24 protein-coding genes are annotated in these 20,691 nt (G+C 71.2%); 5 read left to right on the top strand and 19 right to left on the bottom strand.

What is annotated here, in order from left to right:
- Position 1 precedes the first annotated feature (1 nt).
- From FZ046_RS11935 to FZ046_RS11925, 3 genes are all read right to left on the bottom strand, one after another.
- Positions 2 to 1,237: an anti-sigma-D factor RsdA gene (locus FZ046_RS11935; protein WP_070356461.1), complete on the bottom strand. Its 1,236-nt coding sequence runs from the start codon at positions 1,235 to 1,237 to the stop codon at positions 2 to 4.
- Entirely contained in the window at positions 1,230 to 1,808 is a 579-nt protein-coding gene (locus tag FZ046_RS11930) for a sigma-70 family RNA polymerase sigma factor (RefSeq protein ID WP_070356462.1), read from the bottom strand. The genes FZ046_RS11935 and FZ046_RS11930 overlap by 8 nt, the downstream gene beginning before the upstream one ends.
- Before the next feature lie 80 nt (positions 1,809 to 1,888).
- The gene (locus FZ046_RS11925) at positions 1,889 to 2,674 is read right to left on the bottom strand and encodes a hypothetical protein (RefSeq protein WP_070356463.1); all 786 of its coding nucleotides are present in this window, start codon (positions 2,672 to 2,674) and stop codon (positions 1,889 to 1,891) included.
- Between the two features lie 410 nt (positions 2,675 to 3,084).
- Between FZ046_RS11925 and FZ046_RS11920 the strand changes: the two genes are divergently transcribed.
- Positions 3,085 to 3,375, top strand: coding sequence for a WhiB family transcriptional regulator (locus FZ046_RS11920; RefSeq protein WP_070356464.1), 291 nt, complete (start codon positions 3,085 to 3,087; stop codon positions 3,373 to 3,375).
- On the opposite strand, the gene FZ046_RS11915 is transcribed toward FZ046_RS11920, so the two are convergent.
- Positions 3,372 to 4,289, bottom strand: a complete 918-nt coding sequence (locus tag FZ046_RS11915; RefSeq protein WP_083298657.1) for a DUF4349 domain-containing protein — start codon at positions 4,287 to 4,289, stop codon at positions 3,372 to 3,374. The genes FZ046_RS11920 and FZ046_RS11915 overlap by 4 nt on opposite strands.
- Before the next feature lie 133 nt (positions 4,290 to 4,422).
- On the opposite strand from FZ046_RS11915, the gene FZ046_RS27400 reads away from it, so the two are divergent.
- On the top strand, positions 4,423 to 4,596 hold the full coding sequence (locus FZ046_RS27400; RefSeq protein ID WP_170292429.1) for a hypothetical protein: 174 nt from the start codon (positions 4,423 to 4,425) through the stop codon (positions 4,594 to 4,596).
- 140 nt (positions 4,597 to 4,736) lie between these two features.
- Positions 4,737 to 5,147 (top strand): VOC family protein, encoded by a 411-nt coding sequence (locus FZ046_RS11910; RefSeq protein ID WP_070356466.1) that lies wholly within the window; start codon positions 4,737 to 4,739, stop codon positions 5,145 to 5,147.
- On the opposite strand, the gene FZ046_RS11905 is transcribed toward FZ046_RS11910, so the two are convergent.
- The 3 genes from FZ046_RS11905 to groES form a co-directional block, all read right to left on the bottom strand.
- Entirely contained in the window at positions 5,128 to 6,192 is a 1,065-nt protein-coding gene (locus FZ046_RS11905; RefSeq protein WP_070356467.1) for a 3-deoxy-7-phosphoheptulonate synthase, read from the bottom strand. The two genes, FZ046_RS11910 and FZ046_RS11905, sit on opposite strands and share 20 nt — an antisense overlap.
- 258 nt (positions 6,193 to 6,450) lie before the next feature.
- A complete protein-coding gene (groL, locus tag FZ046_RS11900) occupies positions 6,451 to 8,076 on the bottom strand; it encodes a chaperonin GroEL (protein WP_070356468.1) in 1,626 nt (541 codons plus the stop codon).
- A gap of 85 nt (positions 8,077 to 8,161) precedes the next feature.
- Entirely contained in the window at positions 8,162 to 8,464 is a 303-nt protein-coding gene (groES, locus tag FZ046_RS11895; RefSeq protein ID WP_070356489.1) for a co-chaperone GroES, read from the bottom strand.
- A 234-nt stretch (positions 8,465 to 8,698) separates the two neighbouring features.
- Here groES and FZ046_RS11890 point away from each other — a divergent pair, with 234 nt between their 5' ends.
- The gene (locus tag FZ046_RS11890) at positions 8,699 to 10,177 is read left to right on the top strand and encodes an HNH endonuclease signature motif containing protein (protein WP_070356469.1); all 1,479 of its coding nucleotides are present in this window, start codon (positions 8,699 to 8,701) and stop codon (positions 10,175 to 10,177) included.
- 5 nt (positions 10,178 to 10,182) lie between these two features.
- On the opposite strand, the gene FZ046_RS11885 is transcribed toward FZ046_RS11890, so the two are convergent.
- The 11 genes from FZ046_RS11885 to FZ046_RS11835 all read right to left on the bottom strand — a co-directional run bounded on the left by FZ046_RS11885 (position 10,183) and on the right by FZ046_RS11835 (position 19,294).
- Complete coding sequence (locus FZ046_RS11885) at positions 10,183 to 10,632, bottom strand: nuclear transport factor 2 family protein (protein WP_070356470.1); 450 nt, start codon at positions 10,630 to 10,632, stop codon at positions 10,183 to 10,185.
- On the bottom strand, positions 10,629 to 11,654 hold the full coding sequence (tsaD, locus tag FZ046_RS11880) for a tRNA (adenosine(37)-N6)-threonylcarbamoyltransferase complex transferase subunit TsaD (RefSeq protein ID WP_070356471.1): 1,026 nt from the start codon (positions 11,652 to 11,654) through the stop codon (positions 10,629 to 10,631). The genes FZ046_RS11885 and tsaD overlap by 4 nt, the downstream gene beginning before the upstream one ends.
- Positions 11,651 to 12,124 carry a ribosomal protein S18-alanine N-acetyltransferase gene (gene rimI, locus FZ046_RS11875; RefSeq protein WP_070356472.1) on the bottom strand — a complete coding sequence of 158 codons (474 nt, stop codon included), beginning with the start codon at positions 12,122 to 12,124 and terminating at the stop codon, positions 11,651 to 11,653. The genes tsaD and rimI overlap by 4 nt, the downstream gene beginning before the upstream one ends.
- The gene (tsaB, locus tag FZ046_RS11870) at positions 12,121 to 12,744 is read right to left on the bottom strand and encodes a tRNA (adenosine(37)-N6)-threonylcarbamoyltransferase complex dimerization subunit type 1 TsaB (RefSeq protein WP_176749697.1); all 624 of its coding nucleotides are present in this window, start codon (positions 12,742 to 12,744) and stop codon (positions 12,121 to 12,123) included. Before tsaB ends, rimI begins: the two co-directional genes overlap by 4 nt.
- Positions 12,744 to 13,220 (bottom strand): tRNA (adenosine(37)-N6)-threonylcarbamoyltransferase complex ATPase subunit type 1 TsaE, encoded by a 477-nt coding sequence (gene tsaE, locus FZ046_RS11865; RefSeq protein ID WP_070356473.1) that lies wholly within the window; start codon positions 13,218 to 13,220, stop codon positions 12,744 to 12,746. Before tsaE ends, tsaB begins: the two co-directional genes overlap by 1 nt.
- Complete coding sequence (locus FZ046_RS11860) at positions 13,213 to 14,328, bottom strand: alpha/beta fold hydrolase (RefSeq protein WP_070356474.1); 1,116 nt, start codon at positions 14,326 to 14,328, stop codon at positions 13,213 to 13,215. The genes tsaE and FZ046_RS11860 overlap by 8 nt, the downstream gene beginning before the upstream one ends.
- Positions 14,325 to 15,491 carry an alanine racemase gene (gene alr / locus FZ046_RS11855; protein ID WP_070356475.1) on the bottom strand — a complete coding sequence of 389 codons (1,167 nt, stop codon included), beginning with the start codon at positions 15,489 to 15,491 and terminating at the stop codon, positions 14,325 to 14,327. Before alr ends, FZ046_RS11860 begins: the two co-directional genes overlap by 4 nt.
- 45 nt (positions 15,492 to 15,536) lie before the next feature.
- Entirely contained in the window at positions 15,537 to 16,943 is a 1,407-nt protein-coding gene (locus FZ046_RS11850; protein ID WP_070356476.1) for a glutamate decarboxylase, read from the bottom strand.
- Entirely contained in the window at positions 16,944 to 18,365 is a 1,422-nt protein-coding gene (locus FZ046_RS11845) for an NAD(P)H-hydrate dehydratase (protein WP_070356477.1), read from the bottom strand. It abuts the gene before it with no gap.
- 58 nt (positions 18,366 to 18,423) lie between these two features.
- Positions 18,424 to 18,747, bottom strand: coding sequence for a DUF2795 domain-containing protein (locus FZ046_RS11840; protein ID WP_070356478.1), 324 nt, complete (start codon positions 18,745 to 18,747; stop codon positions 18,424 to 18,426).
- Positions 18,748 to 18,814: 67 nt separating this feature from the next.
- Positions 18,815 to 19,294, bottom strand: a complete 480-nt coding sequence (locus tag FZ046_RS11835; RefSeq protein WP_070356479.1) for a CGNR zinc finger domain-containing protein — start codon at positions 19,292 to 19,294, stop codon at positions 18,815 to 18,817.
- A gap of 85 nt (positions 19,295 to 19,379) precedes the next feature.
- On the opposite strand from FZ046_RS11835, the gene FZ046_RS11830 reads away from it, so the two are divergent.
- On the top strand, positions 19,380 to 20,246 hold the full coding sequence (locus tag FZ046_RS11830) for an alpha/beta fold hydrolase (protein WP_070356480.1): 867 nt from the start codon (positions 19,380 to 19,382) through the stop codon (positions 20,244 to 20,246).
- 5 nt (positions 20,247 to 20,251) lie between these two features.
- On the opposite strand, the gene FZ046_RS11825 is transcribed toward FZ046_RS11830, so the two are convergent.
- On the bottom strand, positions 20,252 to 20,662 hold the full coding sequence (locus tag FZ046_RS11825) for a VOC family protein (RefSeq protein ID WP_070356481.1): 411 nt from the start codon (positions 20,660 to 20,662) through the stop codon (positions 20,252 to 20,254).
- Between the last annotated feature and the right edge of the window lie 29 nt (positions 20,663 to 20,691).

The following is a 20,691-nucleotide window of genomic DNA, read 5'->3' as shown; positions in this document are numbered from 1 at the left end:
ATCACCCGCGTCCGTTGCCGCCGCCGTTTCCGCCACCATTGCCCCCGCCGTTGCCCTGACCGCCGCCCGGCAGGATCACCGTGGTCACGGGTGCGTCCTCGCGCGCGGGCTTCTGCTCCCGCTCCGGGGCCTGCTGCTGCTCCTGCACCAACGTCGGCGTCTGGACCGGCGGTGCGACCAATGAACCGGGTGCCGCGGGCGGCTGGGCTGCCGGTGCCTGAGTCACCGTCGTCGTGGTCGTCGGCGACACCACGGTGGTCGTGGACGTGGCCGGCGGCCGGGTCGCACTCGACGGCGGCGGTGTGGCCGCGGGCGTGCTGGCCGGCGGCGGCGTGGTCACCGGGGTGCTCGGCGTCGCACTCGGCACGGTCGAACTCGGCAGCGTCGTACCCGGCAGCGTCGTACTCGGCAGCGTCGTACTCGGCAGCGTCGTACTCGGCACGTCCGACGGCGACGGCGTGACCTCGGACGTCGAGGTGGTGGTCTCACCCGGCGACGAGGTGGTCTCTCCCGGCGACGTGGACGACGTGGACGACGACGTCGACGTGGCGCCGGGATCGGGCAGGGCCGGCAGCGGCAGGAGCGTCAGCGGGGCGTCCGGCAGCGGTGGCAACGGCTCGCCGACCGGAGGCAGGGTCGCTGCAGGATCCTGCTCGACCACCTTGTAGGTCAACGCATTCCACTGCTCGATCAGGTCGTGCTTGCGCTCGACCTGCTCGACGCTCTGCACGGTGGACGAAAGCGTGGCGAGCTTGTCCTGGGCCTGATCCCACTGGCCCTGCTCGACGAGCTGCTGCACCTGGGCAAGTTCCTGCTGCGCAGCGAGGACCACCTGGTCGTCGCGCGTGGCCTGCTGCTCGCCGAAGAACATGGTGCGCAATCCGTACAGACCGTCACCCGGTCCGGCGCCGTAGACGGCCGCGCCGAAGCCGCCCACGCACAGGACGGCGGCAGCCGCGGAGCCGACGACGGCCAGCGTGCGGCGGTTACCGCGGTGCGGGGCGGTCGCTGCAGCGAGGGCCGCCACGGCGTCGGCCTCGGTGACCGTCACCGACGACGGCGTCTCGCGGACGCCGTCACGCCAGTCCGCGAGGAGGAACGCCAGCTCGGCGTCGCCGGGATCGGTGGAGTAGACCGGCTGATTGCTGCTGAGCGCTTCGATGAAGCGGTCGGCACGGTTGATGTCGTTGAGGGAGGGATCTCCCCCGTTCGAGGTCCAGCGTCCGAAGTCAGGCATGGTCGTGTCCCGTCGCCACGATCTCGCTCTTGAGTCGGGCCAGAGCGCGGTGCTGGGCGACGCGCACCGCTCCCGGCGTACTGCCGACCGCCTCGGCGGTCTCCTCGGCACTCATGCCGACGACGACGCGCAGGATGACGATCTCGCGCTGCTTCTCGGGCAGCACGGCGAGCAGCGCGTTCATCCTCGCGGCCGAATCGGCGTCGATGGCGAGCTGCTCGGGCCCGGCGGCCGTGGAGGCACGCTCGGGCATGGTGTCGGTGGCATCGCTCTTGTTGCGCCCCGCGGCGCGGTGGGCGTCAGCAACCTTGTGTGCGGCGATGCCGTAGACGAAGGCCAGGAACGGTCGTCCCTGATCCCTGTAGCGCGGCAGCGCCGTGATGGCGGCCAAGCACACCTCCTGAGCCACGTCGTCAGCTGAGAGACCGCTGCGGTCCGCGGTTCCGATCCGCGCCCGCACGTAGCGGACGACGATCGGGCGGATGGTCTCCAGCACCTTCCGGAGGGCATCTCGATCGCCGCCGACTGCTTGAGCAACGATGGCATCGAGACCGTCTCCCGAAATTGTCATCGTGTGCGATATCTCCAGCGTTACGGATGGGGCGGCGAGGTGTCAGCTAAAGACTAATGATCCGCTCCGCGGGCTTCGAATCAGCGGACCGCCCACGTGCCGCCGCGGTGTCGCACGACGGCTGCGGATCGCTCACGCGTCGCCCGCAGTTCTTCCGCCTCGCGCGTCACTCCCCCGATGTCACCGAGCAGGCTCGCCAAAGCCCAGGTCAGCGGCACCAAACCGTGGCGTTCCGCCATGCCGAGTGCCGCCTCGGCGACGCGGCGGGAGGCGTCCAGTTCGCCGCTGCAACACAGGGCGGCGGCGAGCACGACCTCGGACTTCACGGCGTGTCGCGTGGAGCCGGTGGCCCCGGCGCGGCCGACGGCCCGCTCGGCGTGCCCGACGGCGGCGGCTCCCTGCCCGGTGGCCATCGCCAGCTCGGCCGACACCCAGCCCCACCGGACCGCCGCCCGGGGCTGCGCACGCTCGACGACCGGCGCTGCGCGGTGCAGCAGTCGCGCGGAGAGGGCGAACCGGCCCACGCCGAGCGCGTCGGCCGCCAGCCCCACCAACGCATCGGCGGCGGCGTCGGGCGCAGCGTCGGGGTCGGCCGCGACGGCTCCCCAGGCTCGACCGTCCCATACCCGGGCGGCGCCGTGGTGGCCCAACTGGCGCAGGAACGACGCGCGCGTGCTGAGGCCCAGTGACCTGAGCGCACCGCTGGCCGGCAACCGGGCCAGCGTCTCGAGGTCGGCGAGCGCGGCGCCGTAGTGCCCCTGTCCGCCCGCCGCGACCGCGCGGTGCCAGTGCTCCTCGGCCGTGGTCGCCGGCGGCAGCGGCCACGCGTCCGGCCGCGCGCCGAAGGCACAGTCGGTCAGCAGCACGCCCGGAACCTACCAAGGCCCCGCTGCGCGTCGGCGGACCAGATTGTTGCCAAGCCAACATCGGTTAACAGTTCGTGGACCCCGTGTTACAGCCAGATCAACTGGCATGTGAGCGGTAGTCGCAAGCGGCACAGCGCCATTCGACGCGAGCAGCGGAAACGGTCCGCGGTCCGTCACTGGGCGCTCCCGGCAACCACGAGCTGCGTTGCGGCCACGTCGCATGGATTAACGAGACGTAAATTCCGACGCTGCCGCTCGGGGCCTGAGCAGGTGTTCGGGCTATTGACGCAATTTCGGAAGCGTCTCTACGTTGTGTCCACGAGCAGTCAGCGGCGACTAGGGCTCGGAACGTTTCACGACTCACGCGGGTGGTTCTACCGCGATGTACCGCGTAGAGAGGGGATTTCCCAATGCCACAGCCGCAACAGCTTCCCGGACCCAACGCCGACATCTGGGACTGGCAGATGCAGGGCGTCTGCCGGGGCGTCGACTCCTCGATGTTCTTCCATCCCGACGGCGAGCGCGGCCGCGCTCGGGCGCAGCGCGAGATGCGCGCCAAGGAGATGTGCCGCAGCTGCCCCGTCATCACGCAGTGCCGTACCCACGCCCTCGCCGTCGGCGAGCCCTACGGCATCTGGGGTGGGCTCAGTGAGTCCGAGCGCGAACTCCTGCTCAAGCGCGGCATCCGCCGCTCCGCCTAATCGCCGTCCCCCGCTGAACCGTCCGACGATCCCCGGTCTCCACCGGGGATCGTCGCCGTTTCGGGCGGTGTCCTGCGGCGTGAGCCCGCCAGCCTGGTGACGAGGTAGCCCGCGAGGGCCACGACGAGCAGCGCGCCCAGCCACGGGAGGAACAGTCCCACCAGCAGGACGCCCTGGGTCGCCACCGTCACCAGGGCGTCCCAGCCGCGCTCCACCTGACCGCCGAAACCTCGGTACTGCGTCGGCCCGGGACCACCCGGCTGCTCGGCCACCAGCGTGACGGTCACGGTGGCGAAGTCGACGCGGTCGCCGAGCTGGTCGCGCTGGGCTCGCAGGCTGTCGAGTTCGGCCTGGCGTTGCGACAGTGCCCCTTCTGCGGTGATGAGGGCGTCCGGGTCGCGTGCGTCGCGCATGATGGCGAGCAGCCGATCGACGGACGTCTGCAGCGCCCGGATCCGCGCGTCGAGGTCTACCCGTTGCGCGGTGACGTCCTCGGCCGTCGTCTCCGCCGTCTGAACCTCACCCAGTGACTTGAGGTCGCGCACCACCGGGTCGAGCTTGGCCGACGGCACCCGCAGGACGACCGACGTCTGGGCCCGGCCGGCGCCGGTACCCGCGTCCTCGGACCGGCTGTCCACGCGTCCGCCGGCATCCTCGACGATGACTGCGGCCCGGTCGGCAGCGGCGGACGGGTCGGCCACCGTCACGGTCATCGATGCCGTGGTGACGACGTCGCGCTTCAGTTCCGGCGCCTCTGCGGGCCCTTTCTGCGGAGCGGGCGCCGCGGGAGCAACGCTGTCGGCGATGCCGCCGCCTCCGGAGGCGGGTGCCGGCCCCGGGGAGCCCGAACACGCCGTCAGCAGCGCCGCGACGGTGACGGCGGTGGCGATCGACCGGAGCGAGATCGGGTTCACGAACGGCAACCTAGTCGATTGCTGCCAGCCGTCGGCCAATTACCGCCACACGAAATGATCTTGGGCTCGTGCCGGTTGACCTGGGCATACCGGAACGACAAGGTCCCGGACGACACAGAAGAAGATGATCTCGATGAAGAAGCTCGGTATCGCCACCATGATCGCCTCCGGCCTGACCGCCGCGGTGCTCGGCCTCGCCGGTCCCGCTCAGGCGAGCATCGAATACAACCCGCCGCTGCCCCACTACAGCGTCGACAACCAGGACGAGGTGAACACGACGAACGGCTTCATCGACACGCCGTTCTGACCTTCCTCTTCCTCGAAGACGCCCCCGGCCACATCGGACGGGGGCGTCTTCGTGCGAAGAGAACCACTCGATGGAGGACACCACCTGTCCGCCATGTCCGCGAGAGTGATGCGTGAGCACGGATCGATACGAGGAGAGCCATGAGCGTCACGAGCACACTGCACGTCAACTTCCGCGGCAACGCCCGCCAGGCGCTGGAGTTCTACCACTCGGTGTTCGGCGGCGACCTCGTCGTCGCGCCGTACGGTGACGTCCCCGCCGGGCAGGGCCCCGGCCAGGCGGACCAACTGGCCTGGGGGCAGGTCGAGTCGCCGAGCGGCTTCCGCGTCATGGCTTACGACGTTCAGGACGCGAAGGCGTGGAACCCCGGCGAGAACCCCTTCTATCTCGCTCTGCGAGGGAGCGACCCGGACGAGATCACCGGCTACTGGAACGCCCTCGCCGACGGCGCGACGATCGAGGATCCGCTCGGGCCGGCCGTCTTCTCGCCGCTCTACGGCAAGCTCACCGACCGCTTCGGCGTCACGTGGATCATCGACGTGACGGCGTGACCGCGCGAGCCAGGTCGCGCAGGACCGCATCCGTCGTCGGCCAATCCATGCACGCGTCGGTGACCGACTGCCCGTAGGTCAGCGGCCGGGCGTCGGGCGACTGGGCGCCCGCCACCAGGAAGCTCTCCAGCATGACGCCGCTGATCGGCAGGCCGGCGCGTACCGACTGCGCGACCTCCGCGGCGACGGCGGCCTGTCGGACGTGGTCCTTGCCCGAGTTCGCGTGGCTGCAGTCGACGACGACGCGGCCGGGCAGTCCCGATCCGTCCAGGACGTCGGCCACCGACCGCACGGCCTCGGCGCCGTAATTGGGGCCGGTCGTACCGCCGCGCAGGATGACGTGGCAGTCGGCATTGCCCGCGGTGCGCACCAGGGCGCCGCGACCGAGGTCGTCCATGCCGAAGAAGACGTGTTGGGCGGCAGCCGCCTTCACGCCGTCGACGGCCACCTGCACGTTGCCGTCGGTGCCGTTCTTGAAGCCGACCGGCATGCACAGTCCCGAGGCGAGCTGGCGGTGCACTTGCGACTCGGTGGTGCGGGCTCCGATCGCGCCCCACGCCACGGCGTCGGCGATGTACTGCGGGCTGATCGGCTCGAGGAACTCGCAACCCACGGGGAGCCCGATGTCGATGACGTCGAGCAGCAGGCGGCGCGCGGTACGCAGACCACGTGACACGTCGAAGGTGCCGTCCATGCCGGGGTCGTTGATCAGACCCTTCCAGCCGATCGTGGTGCGCGGCTTCTCGAAGTAGACCCGCATGACGATTTTGAGCCGGTCGTCCAGATCGGCGGCGGTGCGGGCCAGCCGGTGGGCGTAGTCGACGGCCGCGACCGGGTCGTGCACCGAGCAGGGGCCGACGACCACCAAGAGCCGGTCGTCGCGGCCCGCGAGGATGTCGGCGATCTCGTCACGGTCGCGGGCGACCCGCTCCGCGCGGCGGGCGCCGAGCGGGAACTCCGACCCGACGGCGTGCGGGCTGGGTATCTCTTCGAAGGTGAGGATGCGCCGGTCGCTGGTGGACGGCGCGGTCTGCGTCAGGTTCATCGAATGCCTTTCTCGGCACCCGAGTGGTCGTCCGGTGCCCTTGAAAACAGGAAAGGCAGCGACCTGATGGTCACTGCCTGGGCTCCGGGGGATGCGTGCTCGACGCTGCGCTTCGTCAGGCTCCGCCCGGAGCCGTCATAAAGCGCCAATAGCTGGCGAGCGCGCGGATGTTCACGTCGATGAGGCTACACCGGGTCCTCGCCCGAACGCGAAACACCCCCGGCCCATCAGGACCGGGGGTGCTTCACGGGGTGTTTCCTAGTGCGCGTGGCCGTGATGACCGTGGCCGTGGCCGTCGTCCGCCGGCTCCTCCGGCTTGTCGACGACCGCGGTCTCGGTGGTGAGGACCATGCGGCCGACCGACGCGGCGTTGAGCACCGCCGAGCGGGTGACCTTCACCGGGTCGACGACGCCGTCGCCGACGAGGTCGCCGTACTCCAGCGTCGCAGCGTTGAAGCCCTGTCCCGCAGGCAGTTCGGACACCTTGTTGACCACGACGGAGCCGTCGAGGCCGGCGTTGGTGGCGATCCAGTACAGCGGCGCCGAGAGTGCGGTGGCGAAGACGTCGACGCCGAGCGCCTCGTCGCCCTTGAGCGACGACCGCAGGTCCGACAGCGCTGCACGGGCCTGGACGAGGGCTGCGCCACCGCCGGTGACGATGCCCTCCTCGACGGCCGCCTTGGCCGCGGCGACCGCGTCCTCGACGGCTTCCTTGCGCTTCTTCAGGTCGGTCTCGGTGGCCGCGCCGACCTTGATCACCGCAACGCCGCCGGCGAGCTTCGCCAGCCGCTCCTCGAGCTTCTCGCGGTCCCAGTCGGAATCGCTCGCCTCGATCTCGGAGCGCAGCTGCGCCTTGCGCGCGTCGATGGCGTCCTGCGTGCCACCGCCGTCGACGATCACGGTGCTGTCCTTGTCGACCACGACGCGGCGGGCGGTGCCCAGCACGTCGAGGCCGGCCTCGCGCAGCAGCAGGCCGACGTCGGGGTTGACCACCTGCCCGCCGGTCACGACGGCGAGGTCGTCGAGGAACGCCTTGCGGCGGTCACCGAAGAACGGCGCCTTGACGGCAACGGCCTTCAGCGTCTTGCGAATCGCGTTGACCACGAGGGTGGACAGCGCCTCGCCCTCGACGTCCTCGGCGACGATCAGCAGCGGCTTGCCGGCTTCGGCGACCTTCTCCAGCAGCGGCAGCAGGTCGGGCAGGGAGCTGATCTTCTCGCGGTGTAGCAGCACCAGCGCGTCCTCGAGGACGGCTTCCTGCGAGTCGAAGTCGGTGACGAAGTAGGCCGACAGGAAGCCCTTGTCGAACCCGACGCCCTCGGTGATCTCCAGCTCGGTGTTCAGCGTCGAGGACTCCTCGACGGTGACGACGCCGTCGGTGCCGACCTTGGTCATGGCTTCGCCGACCAGCTCGCCGATGTGCTCGTCGCGCGAGCTGACGGTGGCGACCTGCGCGATGGCGGTCTTGTCGCTGACCGGGGTGGCCGCGGCGAGCAGCGCCTCGGACACGGCGTCGGCCGCCTTCGAGATGCCTGCGCCGACCGCGATCGGGTTGGCCCCGGCGGCGACGTTGCGCAGCCCGGCCCGGACGATGGCCTGGGCGAGGACCGTGGCGGTGGTGGTGCCGTCGCCGGCGACGTCGTTGGTCTTGGTGGCGACCGACTTGACCAGCTGGGCGCCGAGGTTCTCGAACGGGTCCTCGAGGTCGATCTCGCGGGCGATGGTGACGCCGTCGTTGGTGACGGTCGGACCGCCCCACGCCTTGGCCAGCACGACGTTGCGGCCACGCGGGCCGAGCGTCACGCGTACCGCGTCGGCGAGCTTGTCGACGCCCGCCTCCATCGCCCGGCGCGCAGTCTCGTTGAACTCAATCTGCTTGCTCATGTTGTCTTCCTACGCAGGGGGTGGAACGCATGCCGCCCCGGACATCACCCGTCGCAACGGGGATCTCCGGGGCGGAACACGATTGCTACTTGTTGACGACTGCCAGCACGTCACGCGCCGAGAGGATCAGGTACTCCTCGCCGCCGTACTTGATCTCGGTGCCGCCGTACTTGCTGTAGATCACGGTGTCGCCCTCGGCGACGTCCAGCGGGATGCGCTTCTCGCCATCCTCGTCCCAGCGGCCCGGGCCGACGGCGACGACGGTGCCTTCCTGCGGCTTCTCCTTGGCCGTGTCGGGGATGACCAGACCGGACGCGGTCGTGGTCTCGGCCTCGTTGGCCTGAACGAGGATCTTGTCCTCGAGTGGCTTGATGTTCACGCTCGCCACGATGGAGCCCTCCACTTAGTTCGGGTGTGGATCCGGACACCCCGGACCCTGTCAGTTACCAGGTGCTCGGCATGCGCCCGAGTCCGTTGCGCCGTCGTCGCGGGTGCCGGCGCAGGGGCTGACCGCCTGCCGCCTAGCACTCTATACACGCGAGTGCTAGCACTCAAGGGCTGGGTCGATCATGGTCGGAACTGGCGCCGCGGTGTGTCGGAGTACGCCGTTATAATCGAACATGTGTTCGATGATTTGCCCAGTCCGGCCGCCATGCGCGACCTCGACGACGCGGCGCTCATCGACGCCCTGTCGCGGTGGGCGACGGCCAGCGCCGCCGCCGACGCGCGCAAGTACGCGGCCATCGCCGAGCTGCACCGTCGGCGCGACACCCGCGAGCACGAGCGTTGGGCGTGCGACGACTGGGACTCCGCAGCGGCCGAGGTGGCGGCCGCGCTCAACATGGGCCACGGACGCGCGTCGAGCGAGATGGACCTCGCGGTGACCATGCGCGACCGGCTGCCCCGGGTCGCCATGCTCTTCCTGTCGGGTGAGATCACCGGCCGGCAGATGCGGCTGGTCGCCTCCCGCACCCGCCTGGTGGTCGAGCCGGAGCCGCTCGCCCAGCTCGACCGCGAGATCGCCGACCGCATCGTCAGCTGGGGCCCGCTGTCGGAGAACAAGCTGTCGAAGGCCGTGGATCTATGGGTCGATGCGATCGACCCGGGTGCGCTGCGACGCACCAAGCTCAGCACGCAGAGCCGTGACTTCGTCGTCGGCGAGGCGGACGACGCGGGCACTACGCCCGTGTGGGGTCGGCTGCTGAACGTCGACGCCGCGTTGGTGCGGCAACGGGTGGCAGCGCTGGCCCGCGGGGTCTGCGACGACGACCCGCGCACCGTGGCGCAGCGCAGCGCCGACGCCCTCGGTGCACTCGCGGCGGGCGGGGACCACCTGGCCTGCCAGTGCGGTCGGCCGGACTGCCCCGCCTCGGCCGAGGACGGCCGGGCCAGCAGCGTCGTCGTCCACGTCGTCGCCGAGGAGACGAGTCTCGACGCGGAGGTAGACCCCGAGTTCGACGGCGAGGACATCGCCGAGGACGGGCCGCACCAGCCGCCGGACCGTGCCCGGCACGACAAGCCCGCGCTCATTCTCGGCGGCGGTCCACTGCAGCCCGGGCTGCTCGCTTCTCTGCTGGCGCGCGGAGCGGTCGTTCGCCGCATCAAGCCCCCCGCCGAGTGGGCCGAGTCGAAGTACCGGCCGAGTACCGCACTCGACGAATTCGTCCGCGTCCGGGACATGACGTGCCGGGCGCCGGGGTGCAACCGCCCGGCGGTCCGCGGCGACGTCGACCACACCGTCGCCTACCCCGGCGGCGCCACGCACGCCGGAAATCTGAAGTGCTACTGCCGGTTGCATCACTTGCTGAAGACGTTCTGGAACGGTTGGTCCGACAGTCAGGACGCCGACGGCACGGTACTGGTCACCACCCCGACCGGACACCGCTACCGCACCCGCCCTGACAGCGCGCTCTACTTCCCGGGGTGGAACGTCGTCACGCCCGCCCCGCCGGGCACGGCCGCCCCGCCCGGCCCGAACCGCGACGTCATGATGCCGACCCGGAAACGCACGCGTACCCAGTCCCGTGCCGATCGCATCCGCGCCGAACGCGCACTCAACGACGCCCACGTCGCCGAGCGGAACAAGCCACCGCCGTTCTGAACTCGCTACCCGTAGGCCCGCGGATCGATCGTGAGGTGATCCGACACGTCGCCGACCATCTCCACCTCGACGACCCGCTCGGTGAAGTACCAGCCGGCGTCACCGCGGGCATGGTCGCGGGCGAAGGCGTCGGCGTAGCGGCCGACGACGATGGGTTGCAGGGGCACCGCTTCGGTGCGCTGCACGACGACGAACGTCGACCGCGCCGTCGCGGTGTCGCCGTCCACGTCGACGATCGGGTTGAGCACCAGATGCCGTGTGCGAGGCGTATTTCCGTGGTCGGGGAAGCGGCGGGTGGTCTTCGCGAACAAGCCCGCGATCGCCGAGGCGCCCGTCAGGCCCATGAAGGTCCCTCGGCCGAGCAGCGTGCCCACGCCGTCGAAGTCCCCGGCGTCGATCAGCTCGGCATAGCGGTACAGCAGCCGCGTGACTGCGAGCTGATCGGCGACACTCATGCCACCTGCCCCGTGAGCACCGGCAATCCCGGATCGCTCGGCACGTCGAGCGCGGACGGCGCCGCACCGGCCATGATCAGGTGCGCAGCGAACGACGCGATCATCGCGCCGTTGTCCGTGCACAGCCGTGGCCGCGGCACCCGCAGCGTGACACCTGCTGCCGCGCACCGTTCCTCGGCCAGCTCCCGCAGCCGGGAGTTCGCCGCCACCCCGCCCGCGATCAGCAGCGTCGACACCCCGAGGTCGTCGGCGGCCCGCAGCGCCTTGCGCGTCAGCACGTCGGCCACCGCCTCCTGGAAGCCCGCTGCCACGTCGGCCGTCGATGCGTCCGGATTGCGCTCCACGTGCCGCGCGACCGCCGTCTTCAACCCGCTGAAGCTGAAGGCGTACGGGGCGTCCCGAGGCCCGGTCATGCCGCGCGGGAACGCGATCGCGTCGCGATCCCCGGTGCGCGCCAGCTCGTCGAGCGGCCTGCCACCGGGATAGCCGAGCCCCAGCAGCCGGGCCACCTTGTCGTAGGCCTCCCCCGCCGCGTCGTCGACGGTGCTGCCCAGCTCGACGATCGGCTCGCCGAGCGAGCGCACGTGCAACAGGTGGGTGTGCCCACCGCTGACCAGCAGCCCGATGCTCTCCGGCAGCGGCCCGTGTTCGTAGACGTCCGCCGCCAGGTGCCCGCCCAGGTGGTTCACCGCGTAGAACGGCACCTCCCACGCCGCGGCGTACGCCTTCGCCGCGGCCACGCCGACGAGCAACGCGCCCGCCAGTCCGGGCCCGATGGTCGCGGCCACCACGTCGGGCCGCCGCACCCCGGCGGCCTGCAGCGCGCGGCGCATCGTCGGCCCCAGCGCCTCCAGGTGGGCGCGCGAGGCGATCTCGGGCACCACGCCGCCGAACCGCACGTGTTCGTCGACGCTCGAGGCCACCTCGTCGGCCAGCAAGGTGACGGTGCCGTCGTCGTCAAGACGGCAGATGCCGACACCGGTCTCGTCGCAGGAACTCTCGATGGCCAGGATGATCGTCATGACGTGCTCTTCGCTGCTCGGCTTGGATCGCGGCGCATGGTGTACGCGTCGGCCCCGCTGACGCGGTAGTACCGCTTGCGCAGTCCCACGCGGGTGAAGCCCACGCTCTCGTACAGACCGATCGCGGCCGCGTTGTCGGTGCGCACCTCGAGGAACACCGTTCCGCCCTCGGCCACCTCGAGCAGCAGCTCCAGCAGCCGCCGCCCGATGCCGGCGCCCTGGTACGCGGTGTCGACGCCGATGGTGTGCACCTCGTACTCGTAGGGCGGCTTGCGTCCCAGCCGGGTGATGCCCGCGTAGCCGACGAGGGTGCCGTCGACGCGCGCCGCGACGTAGGTGTTGTGCGCGGACTCCACCTCGCGGATGAAGGCGACCGCCGGCCAGGGATCGTCGCCCGGGAACAGCTGGGATTCCAGCTCGGCGCACCGGTCGGCGTCGCCGAGCCGCAACTTCTCGTAGACGACGTTCACCGGGACTGCTCGCTACGCGGCTTGGCGTCGGGGCGCCGCAGGTAGAGCGGGACGAGCGGCTCGGGAGCGACCGACCAGTCGACGGCACGCACCAGGCCCGCGGCCGTCGGGTACGTGGCCGCCTGCCGCGGCAGGTCGAACAGCGCCGCGTGGTCCGGGGACCCGGCCACCGCCGCGGCGTCGGCGACGACGTCGGCGGGCGCGGCCACGTCGGGTCCCCCGGTCCGCACGCCGTCGCGGTAACGCGCCCAGTAGACCTCGCGCCGTCGGGCGTCGGTCACCACCAGGACGTCCCCGACGGTGTCGATGCCGATGGCGTCCAGGCTGCACACGCCGTACACCGGGACGTCGAGGGCGTGGCCGTACGCGGCGGCGGTCGCCATGCCGACCCGCAGCCCGGTGAACGGCCCGGGACCGCACCCCACCACCACCGCATCGAGGTCGGCCATCGCAACGCCCGCGTCGGCCACGGCGTCGAGGACGTTGGGCGTCAGCCGCTCGGCGTGCGCGCGGGCGTCGAGCGTGACGGCCTCCCCGAGCACCTCGACGTCCGGCCCGGTGCGACGCACCACGCCCGCGGTGACGGCGGGGGTGGCGGTATCGATCGCGAGAATCAGCATCAGGGGGTGCTCCAGCGCCACATCGCCGTGCGCACCTCGGTCTCGCCACCGCGTTCCAGCCGCACGTCGAGGTGCCGGTCGGACAGGCGCTCGGCGAGGCCCTCGCCCCACTCGACGACCACCACCGCGTCGTCGAGATCGGTGTCCAGGTCCAGTGAGTCGAGTTCGGCCAACAGGTCGGCGTCGACACCGGCGTGCCCCTCGAGCAGCCGGTACACGTCGACGTGGACGAGCGCCGGCCGGCCGGCATCGCGGGCCGGGTGCACGCGCGCCAGCACGAACGTCGGCGACGTCACGGCCCCCTCGACGTCCATGGCCTGTGCGATTCCTTTGGCCAGCACCGTCTTTCCCGCCCCGAGCGGCCCGGACAGCACGACGACGTCACCGGCGCGCAGCTCCGCCCCGAGGCGTGCCCCGAGGGCGATGGTGTCCTCGGCGGTCGGCAGCTCCGCGGCACCGGAGAAAACCTCACCCATGCCGCACCCGCTGCCGCAGTCGCCGGGTGAGGGCGACGAGCTTCGACGGCGTCGCCCGCTCGACGAGGCGCACCAGCGCGTCGTCGACGATCTCCGGGCGTTCGAGCTGCACCAGATGCCCTGCGCCCGGGACGATCACGAGTTCGCACTTGGGCAGTGCGGCGGCCATAGACGCGGAGTACTCGTCGGGCGTCAGCAGATCCCGGTCGCCGCACAGCACCAGCGTGGGAATGCGCGCCAGCGTGGCGAGCGCCGCGGTCTCGTCGTGCACCTCGAGCGCGTGCAGGAAACCGACGAGCGTCGCGATCGGGGTGTCGTGCATCATGCGCTCGGAGAACGCCACCACGCTCGGGCTGATCTTCTCGTCGCCGTAGGAGGCGGCACGCAGGATGGGGCCGATCACCGAGCGCGCGGCGCCGCGGGTGCGGTGCACGGCACTCGGCGCGTACCGCACCGCGAAGCGGGCCGCCTCCAGCGCCGGGTTGCGCAGGATCTCTCCGAGCGGCGACCGGGCGACGCCCTCGGCGGCCGACGAGATGAGCGCGACGCCGACGATGCGGCTCTTGTACTGCTTGGGGAACTGGCGCGCGTGCGACAGCACCGTCATGCCGCCCATCGAATGCCCGACGAGCACCACCGGGCCGCGCGGCGCCACCACCGCGAGCACGGCCTCGAGGTCCTGGCCGAGCTGCGGCACGGTGAAGGTGTCGGGTGGCGCGTCGCCGGACTGGCCGTGACCACGCTGGTCGTAGAACACCATGCGCACCTGGTCGCCCCACTGCTCACTGAGCCGGGCGCGCTGGAAGTAGAACGCGCCCATGCGCAGGCAGAAACCGTGGGCGAACACGACGGTCAGCGGCGCGTTCTCCGGGCCCACCTCGCGCACCGCCAGCGGCACGCCGTCGGTCGTGGTGACCACGGAGCTGCGATCGGCGTCGAGGAGTTCGAAGTCCTCGTCGCGGTACGGGTCGTCGTCGGTGACCCGCCGGGTCAGCGAGCGAGCCACGGTGTTGCCCGCGAGCCCGCCCACCGCGGCGAGACCTGCGACGCCCGCCAGCCAGCGGGCGTTGCGCAGCCGACCGCGGCGCCGGGGATCGGCCTCGGTCACCGTCCGGTCCCGACGTACACGCGATTGACGCGGCCACGTGGGCTCGTCACCACCTCGTAGTTGATCGTGCCGAGGGTGTCGGCCCAGTCCTGTGCGGTCGGTTCGCCGCGCGCGCCGGAGCCGAACAGCACCGCCTCGTCGCCCTCGGTGACGTCGACCGCGCCCGGACCCAGGTCGACGACGAACTGGTCCATGCAGACCCGCCCCACGCTGGGCCGGCGGCGACCGTTGATCAGCACCTCGAAGCGTCCGCTGAGCGTGCGGAACACCCCGTCGGCGTACCCGATGGGGATCAGCGCCACGGTGGTGTCGCGGTCGGCGATCCAGGTGTGGCCGTAGGAGACCCCGTCGCCGGCCCTGATGGGCCGCACCATGGCGACCGGACAGGTCAGCGTCATCGCCGGGATGAGCCCCATGTCGCCGCGCGCCGGGATCGGCGTCTGCCCGTACACCGCGATACCGGGCCGCACCAGGTCGAAGGCCAGATCCGGCCGCGTCATCGTCGCGGGCGAATTGGCCAGGTGGGCGATCTCGAACTCGACGCCGGCCGCAGCGGCCTCGCTGCGCATTGCCGAGAGTCGTTGCGCCTGACGGTCATTGGTGGGGTTGTCGGGTTCGTCGCCGCAGGCGAGGTGGCTCATGATGCCACGCAGGCGCACCGCTCCCGACGCCGCGGCGCGGGCGAGGTCGTCGAGCATCGTCGCGAACTCCGGTGGGCTCGCGCCGTTGCGGCTCAGCCCGGTGTCGACCTTGACCGTCAACGCCGCCGTGGCTCCGGTGCGCTCGACCGCGTCCAGCAGGTCGGCGAGCTGACGGCGCGAGGACACCGCGATCCCGACGTCGGCCGTCAGCGCCGGGGCGAAGTCGACGCCCGGGGCGTGCAGCCACGCCAGCACCGGACCGGTGAACCCGTCACCGCGCAGGGCGAGCGCCTCGGCGACCGTCGCCACCCCGATCTCCGCCGCCCCGGCGGCCAGCGCCGTGCGGGCGACGGCGGTCGCGCCGTGTCCGTAGCCGTCGGCCTTGACCACCGCCATGACCGCGGCGCCGCCGGCCAGCTCGCGCAGCAGCCGCACGTTGTGGGCGATGGCGTCGAGGTCCACGACCGCCGTGGCGGCATGGGTACCGGTGGCCCGGGTGGTGTGCTCGGTCGTCGTGTGCATGTCGAGTCGAGTATCCCACCCCCGCGCGGCGGCGCCGGGGCGCGACTAGTGGGCGAAGTGCTGCACGTCGTCGAACGTGCCCTGCGGCTGGATCTTGTCCAGCCGGCCGAGCACCTCGATCAGGTCGTCGCGCAGCGACCGCGCGAGGTCGGCGGAGAAGCCCTCGCGCACCACCACGCGCAGCACCGAGACGTTCTCGGCGCCCTCGGGCATGGTGTAGGCGGGCACCTGCCAGCCGTAGGTGCGCAGGCCGGCGGAGATGTCGAACTCGGTGTAGCCCCAGCCGTCGGGCCTGTCTCCGCTCAGCCGGAACGCCACCACCGGAATGGCCGAGCCGTCGGAGATCACCTCGAAGTGGCTGCTCTTCTCCAGTTCGTCGGCCAGCCAGCGCGCCGTGGACGACAGACAACCCATGACCTGCCCGTAGCCGGCGCGGCCCATGCGCAGGAAGTTGTAGTACTGCCCCACCACCTGGTTGCCGGGCCGGGAGAAGTTCAGCGTGAACGTCGGCATGTCACCGCCGAGGTAGTTGACCCGGAACACCAGGTCCTCGGGCAGGCAGTCGGCGTTGCGCCACACCACGAAACCGATGCCCGGGTAGGTCAGGCCGTACTTGTGGCCGCTGACGTTGATCGACGCCACGCGCGGCAATCGGAAGTCCCAGGTGACGTCGGGGTGCAAAAACGGCACCACGAAGCCGCCACTCGCCGCGTCGACGTGCACCGGCACGTCGAGGCCCTTGTCGGCGGCGAGGCGGTCGAGCGCCGCGCAGATCTCGGCGATCGGCTCGAGTTCGCCGGTGTAGGTGGTGCCCAGGATCGCGACGACTCCGATGGTGTCCTCGTCGACGTGCTCGAGTACCTGCTCCGGGGTGATGGTGTAGCGGCCCTCGGCCATCGGCAGGTAGCGCGGTTCCACCTCGAAGTACCGGCAGAACTTCTCCCACACCACCTGCACGTTGGACCCCATCACCAGGTTCGGCGTGCGGGACTTCCAGCCGTTGCCGTCGGTGCCGCCGACGCGTTCCTTCCACCGCCACTTCAGGGCGAGGCCGCCGAGCATGACGGCCTCCCTGGAGCCGATGGTGGAGACGCCCACGGCGCTCGATGGATCGTCGTCGCGCAGGTTCTCGGCGTGGAAGAGATCGGCCACCATGCAGACGCAGCGCTGCTCGATGGCCGCCGTCGCCGGGTACTCGTCCTTGTCGATCATGTTCTTGTCGAAGGTCTCGGCCATCAACTTCTCGGCCTCGGGATCCATCCACGTGGTGACGAAGGTGGCGAGGTTGAGCCGCGAACTGCCGTCCAGCATCAGCTCGTCGTGGATGAACCGGTAGGCCGCCGCGGGTTCCATCGGTTCGTCCGGCAGCCGCAGCGACGGCACCGGGGCGTTGAACACCCTGCCGGTGTAGGCCGGGCTGATCGACGGCGACGGGTGGTTGACGTGCGGCATCTATGGCTCCTGGAGGTGGGCGACGGCGGATCGGATGTGGTGCAGGATGCGCGACGCCGACGTGGGCGCCGCAGCCGGACCGGGATCGGCGGCGGCCAGCCCGGCGGCGCGAGCGTGCACGAACGCCGCCGTCGCCGCGGCCTCACCGGGCGGCAGACCCGCCGCGAGCAGGCTGCCGATCATGCCGGACAGCACGTCGCCGGATCCGGCCGTGGCGGCCCAGGACTGCCCGGCCCGGTTGACGTACACCGTGCCGCCGCCCGGCTCGGCGATGACCGTCACGTTGCCCTTCAGCAGCACGGTGGCGCCGAACGCGTCGGCCAGTGAGCGGGTCGCGCCGACGCGGTCGTCGCCGGGCGGATGTCCGGCGAGCCGGGCGAATTCGCCGGCGTGCGGGGTGAGCACGGTGGGTGCTGACCGGTTCGCGACGAGGACGGGATGGGCGGACAGGATGGTGAGCGCGTCGGCGTCGACGATGACCGGCAGATCCGTGCCCAGCACGAATGACAGGGCAGCCGCGCCGGTCTCGTCGGTGCCGATGCCGGGGCCGACCACCCAGGCCTGCACGCGTCCCGCGTCCTGCACCGACGGGGTCGCGATCACCTCGGGCCAGTGCGAAACCACCTCCGCCGCTGCAGTTCCGGCATAGCGGACCATGCCGGACGTCGCGGCGACCGCCGCACCGGTGCAGAGGATGGCCGCACCGGGATAGGTGGCCGAGCCCGCGAGGATGCCGGTGACGCCCTGGCTGTACTTGTCGTCACGGGCACCCGGGATGGGCCACCGCGCCGCCGCGTCCGGCGCCTCTAGCGACCGCACGTCGGCATCCGGGAGGTCGAGCCCGATGTCGATGAGTTCCACGCGGCCGCACTCGCCCAGCGCGTGCACCGGCTTGTAGCCGCCGAAGGTCACCGTCAACGTCGCTTCGACGTGCGGGCCGTCCGCGACGCCGGTGTGAACGTCCAGGCCGCTCGGCAGGTCGACGGCCACGACGGGGATGCCGCGTTCGGCGACGTCGGCGAACAGCTCGGCGGCGCCGGGCCGCAACGGCCCGCTCGCGGAGATGCCCACGACGCCGTCGACGACGAGTTGCGTTGCCGCGGGGACGTTCTCGACGATGCGCCCACCGGCCCGCCGGAAGGCGGCGAGGGCGGCGCCGTGCACGCGGTCCGGATTCAGCAGGACGGCGGTGGCCGCCGCTCCGCGCCGACGCAGGAACGTGGCGGCCCACAGGGCGTCGCCACCGTTGTCACCCGAGCCGACCACGGCGCACACGTGCGCTCCGGCGATCCGCCCGAGTTCCCGGGCGATCGCGACGGCTAGGCCGTAGGCGGCACGCCGCATGAGGGCACCGTCGGGTAGGGCGGCCAGCAGCGGCGCCTCGGCGTCGCGGATGGCGTCAGCGCCGTAGTAGTGCCGCATCCCGCCCAGGATTCCATGCCGCGGCACGCCGGCGGTGGCCGACGGGGAAACTCACAGCTCAGCTGCCGCGGTTCTCGCCCAGTTCCTCGACGATCGGGTTCACCGGCGGCAGGTCCTTGCCGCTCTGCGCCAGCCCGGTCTTGTCGGGGAGCGTGCCCGCCTGCGCCTTCTCCGCCTCGCTGAGCCCGTCGTCGTGGGTTACCGAGGCCAGCACCTCGTCGACGTTCTGGTACTCCTCGGCGGGGATGGCACGTAGCGCTCCCAGGGTGTCCTGGTCGGCGCCGTTGCGGTCGGCCGCGGCGAGCAGTGCGTCCTTGTCGGCGGGGAAGGCGACGTCGTTCAGGCTCTCCTCGACGCGGCTGCGGCTGGTGGAGGCGGGCATGCGGTTCCTCTCGGGTCGGCGGTACCGGGGTGGCATGCCCCGTCGCCGACGACTGAAACCCCGTCGGTCAGGTGCGCGAGGCGGTGCGGCCGTAGTGCCGGCGCGCCTTCATCCGATTGCCGCAGACCTCCATGGAGCACCATCGCGCGGTGCCGGCGCGGCTGCGGTCGAGCAGGAAGAGGTGGCATTCGTCGTTGGCGCACGGCCGTAGCCGACCGGGCTGGGTGGCAGCCAGCTCGCCCCACGCGAGCACCATGTGGGCCGCCCAGCCGGCGTCCAACCGCCACTGCACGCCGTCACTGCTCAGTGCGGGGCGCTGCACGACGCCGTCGAGGTAGTCGCCGAGTGAGGTGGGCACCGCCTCGCCGCGCACCACCTGCTGCAGCGCGTCGCGGAGCCGGCGCGCGGCGCCGACGCCCAGTTCGGCACCACCGTGCGCGCGTAGCCACGCGCCGTCGAGCGTCTCCGTCGCCCGGCCGTCCACCACGGGCGTGGTGTTCAGCAGGGCCACCAGCACGTCGACGTCGTCCGGGATGCCTGCGGTCATGCTAACCACCATAGACCACTTGACAGGTTAGGCACATGGGCGTTGACTCTGGACTAACCACATCGCCCACTCGAAGGAGTTAGAGATGACCGTTCACCACCGCTACGCCGAGGTGCTGGGGCGCCGGATGTTCTACCGCGAGGCCGGCTCACCGACGGCGCCGACGGTCGTCCTCCTGCACGGCACTCCGGCCAGCTCGCACATGTACCGCCACCTCGTTCCGGCGCTCGCCGACCGCTACCGGGTCATCGCGCCGGACTACCCGGGCTTCGGTCACTCCGACGTGCCGGGTACCGACGAGTTCGACTACACCTTCGACACGCTGGCCGATCACGTCGACGCGCTACTCGAGCAGCTCGGCGCCGACCGTTACGCGCTCTATGTGCAGGACTACGGCGCACCGGTGGGCTGGCGACTGGCGCTGCGCCATCCCGAGCGCATCGCCGCCATCGTCACGCAGAACGGCAATGCCTACGTCGAGGGCTTCGTCGGCGACGCGATGGAACCGCTGTTCGCCTACGGCCGCGACCGCACCGAGGCCAACGCCGCGGCGCTGCGCGACCTCATCAGCCCCGAGGGGCTCAAATGGCAGTTTACGCACGGGGTTTCGGACCCGACGGTCGTTGACCCCGACGCGTGGGTCAACGCCAACGCCGCGGTCGCGTCGACGCCGGAGCGCGTCGCCGCCCAGCTCGAACTGTTCGCCGACTACTCCTCCAACGTCGACCTTTACCCCACCGTGCACGAGTACTTCCGCACGTCCGGCGTGCCACTGCTCGCGGTGTGGGGCCGCGGCGATGAGATCTTCGGGCCCGACGGCGCGCTGGCGTTCGCCCGCGACCTCCCGAACGCCCAGATCAACCTGCTCGACGGCGGACACTTCCTGCTGGAGAGCCAGCTCGACGCCGTGGTGGCCCTGATGCGCCCATTCCTGGCGGCACACCTGTCCTGACCGCCTCACACCGCGCGGTGGCACACCGCTTCCAGGTCGACGCCGTCGGGATCGAGGACGAAGGCGCCGTAGTAGTCGTCGTGATACTCGGGATGTACGGCAGGCGCCAGCTTTCCCCGGGCACCGTGCCGCAGCGCGGCGTCGTAGAACGTCTGGACCGTCGCCCGATCCGGCGCTGTGAACGCCAGGTGCATGCCGCTCCCGACCCGACCGTCGGCCACGAGCCAGAAGAACGGCTTGGGATGGACGCCGAAGGCCACCATGGGCAGCTGGTCGGCGTGGGGGTCGGCCGGTACCTCGAGCAACCTGTCGATGCCGAGGGTGGCCAGCACGGGTTCGTAGAAGGCGACCGACCGGTCGAGGTCCGGCACGGCGATGTTCAGGTGGTCGATGCGGGAACCGGTGAAGTCGGGCATGTAGCCTCCCCTTCATCAGTGCACGAGTA

This window comes from Mycolicibacterium grossiae (genome assembly GCF_008329645.1).
GTDB classification, from domain to species: domain Bacteria; phylum Actinomycetota; class Actinomycetes; order Mycobacteriales; family Mycobacteriaceae; genus Mycobacterium; species Mycobacterium grossiae.
Note: the sequence above shows the minus strand (reverse complement) of the source record. Positions and strands in the feature narration are given on the sequence as shown.